This is a genomic window from Nonomuraea turcica, assembly GCF_030718205.1.
Taxonomy (GTDB): domain Bacteria; phylum Actinomycetota; class Actinomycetes; order Streptosporangiales; family Streptosporangiaceae; genus Nonomuraea.
Genome location: NZ_JAUZQF010000073.1, coordinates 1 through 2,374, shown reverse-complemented (window position 1 = coordinate 2,374; position 2,374 = coordinate 1). Strand labels below are relative to the sequence as shown.

Annotated in this window: 2 protein-coding genes and 1 pseudogene; 1 reads left to right on the top strand and 2 read right to left on the bottom strand. The window is 64.4% G+C overall.

Annotated features, from left to right (window positions below; all coding sequences use genetic code 11):
• Window positions 1-117, top strand: a pseudogene (locus Q9G87_RS60200) (IS5/IS1182 family transposase); the annotation flags it as partial.
• Window positions 118-1,013: 896 nt separating this feature from the next.
• Here the strand turns inward: Q9G87_RS60200 and Q9G87_RS60195 are convergent.
• Window positions 1,014-1,910 carry a DUF2637 domain-containing protein gene (locus Q9G87_RS60195; protein WP_305925668.1) on the bottom strand — a complete coding sequence of 299 codons (897 nt, stop codon included), beginning with the start codon at window positions 1,908-1,910 and terminating at the stop codon, window positions 1,014-1,016.
• 58 nt (window positions 1,911-1,968) lie between these two features.
• A complete protein-coding gene (locus Q9G87_RS60190) occupies window positions 1,969-2,106 on the bottom strand; it encodes a hypothetical protein (RefSeq protein WP_305925667.1) in 138 nt (45 codons plus the stop codon).
• Between the last annotated feature and the right edge of the window lie 268 nt (window positions 2,107-2,374).

The window sequence follows — 2,374 nt, the reverse complement described above, 5'->3', positions numbered from 1 at the left end:
CGCGCGAATGCCGTCCTGAAGAACTGGCGCATCCTGCGCAAACTCCGCTGTTGCCCGCTACGTGCAGGTCAACTCGTCAAAGCAATCTTCGTCCTGCAAGCTCGCGAGGTGCGGTGAAAAACCTTCAATGTCCTGGGCTCCTGGTCCGCGAAGAACTCCCCGCTCAGCGGGAATTACTCACCGCAATCTGCGAAGGCCCACTCATCACGCTCGCCGATCTGACCGAGGCCGGTGTGCTCCCTGTCCCACCGCGTGTCGCGGGCGTACTGAAACGAGCCGAAGACGAAGGGGCGCTTTTCGACCTCTAGCGGGCGCTGTATGCACCGACTCGCGCGAATGCACGGCCGACCGCTCCTAGAAGAGTGTGGCGTGCACGCGTGCGGGGACCTGGCGTCGTTCTATGATGCGCAGGCAGCGGAGGCAGTTCACCGGAGCGTCGGAAGCGCGCAGGCGCCGTGGGTCCCAGCCAGCGATGCCGGTATGGCAGGCTGGCGCCGGCAGCTCCACGTCGTGGCGGTCGACGCTCGTACCGGCCAAGTGGACGGTGAGTGAGCCTTCGACTCTTAAGGCAGCGACCTCCATAAGCCAACTGTACCAAGATTATTTTTTCAGTTCCCCACGTCAAGAAAATAGGTGTCGCATCAAGCGTTTCCACCAGCGTTTCTCCTCGCGTTCCTGCTCCATGCGGAGAGCTTCTGCCCGTTGTGCTGCTCCTCGTTCGTGCAGCAGACGCGTTATCTGCGCCCACAACTAGATCCGCCACTCTTTCGCTGGTTATGGCTGCTTCGGGACGGCGTCTATCGCTACGTATCTCCAACGCGGCTTCCCCGGCCTATACCAAGAGCGACAATGCTGCGCCTGGCAATATGCCTGACGTTGCCCAACCACCGTGAAGACCACCAGCGGGCCGATCACCATCGCGGCGGATGGCACGCCCACATTCGCCTGGCGCTCCGGGCCTCCGGAGTCGCGAACAGCGCAGAGGAAGAAGAGACACGCGCACTTTGTGGGGATCAGGATGTCCTCCACGTCGCGTCCACCTCGCTCGTGCCGCTCGTCCGTGTCCTGTCCGGCGGCGGTACGCCGGCCTCTGTCCCCGTCGCCTCGGCCCCTTTCGTCTCGGTCGCCTGTGCCCGCTCCTTCTCCACGTCGGCGATGATCTCCTCGGCCTCACGCTGCTCCAGTCCCCACCGGTGCATCAGCGGGCGTCGGCCGAGGCGCTGCTTGCCCTCGCCGAGGCTGTCAATGTATGCGAGCCGTGCCGCCTCGTACCGGTCGGTGGGCAGGACCGGCACCACGCGTTCCACCTCGACGGCGGTCTCGACGGGCTGGCACACGTGCTCCTCCTGCCGGGGCTCGACCGACGGTCGCCGAGTGTTGCGGACGATCCACATGAGCAGTTCGTACGCGCCCGCGAACGCCACTGGAGCCAGGGCGCTGACCAGGCGTGATCCGAGCCCGCCGGACCACCCGTGTGCCACGTTGGCCGCCAGGGTGACCGCCCCTCCCAGGGCGAGCGCGACCCATGCCAGGACTGGCACACGGATCCGGCGCCGCGAGCAGTAGACCATCACCAGGGATGCCATGACGATCACGCCATCGGACATCGCCGGGTACAGGATGGCCATGTCCTGCCGCTCGCCGAGAGCGATGGCCAGGGCGTAGAAGTGGTGGTACGACACGTAGGCCGCGGCTGCGGCGACAGCCAAGAGGACGGCCACCGCGAAACCGAGAATGACACGGTCTCCGAGACGTCCCGTGCCGGTTCCGGAAGAGGCTTCAGCGACCGGCACGGTGCGCGTGCTTCGGGCGCGGAACGGGAGGGTGAACAAGCGCTGCATGCGCTTCTCCAGCGCCGGGTCGGCGGACTCTGCTTCCCCGGCCATGGTGGGTGTGGAAGGGTGGCTCATGGCCTGGCTCCTGGGTCGGTCAGGTTGCTGGGTCATAGGCCGGGGTTTGGTGTTGGAGTCACCGATCCCCGGCCGCCTTACTGCCACTGGTCTCGGCCAGCGGAATCTGATTCCGCGCTTGGCTTGGGTGGGTAAGGGGGATGTGGCCACGTGCGTCCAGCGTCGACAACACTGCGGCGACCTCGTTGATGTTCATGAAGTTAACCTGCATGCCGTGGTGTAACGCTGGGTGAGCAGCGTTCAGGAAGTGTCAGCACGTCAGCACGTCTGCAGAATTCAGCAGAAATGTTTTTGCTGTTTTCTGCTGACGTGCTGACAGCTGATGGCGGTGTCGCGGCCCTCTGTGTCAAGCTCAAGTGAGACAGATGGGACTAAAGTTCCTTAACTGACATGAGTAGGGCGAGAACGGGTATCCACCGCAGTGACCATGACCAGCCATGACCTCCAGCGCGGCACCGGGCCGC

Bases quoted from the DNA above. Each gene is read 5' to 3' on its own strand.
- Q9G87_RS60195 (WP_305925668.1), bottom strand. From the start codon at position 1,910: ATGAGCCACCCTTCCACACCCACCATGGCCGGGGAAGCAGAGTCCGCC.
- Q9G87_RS60190 (WP_305925667.1), bottom strand. From the start codon at position 2,106: ATGAACATCAACGAGGTCGCCGCAGTGTTGTCGACGCTGGACGCACGT.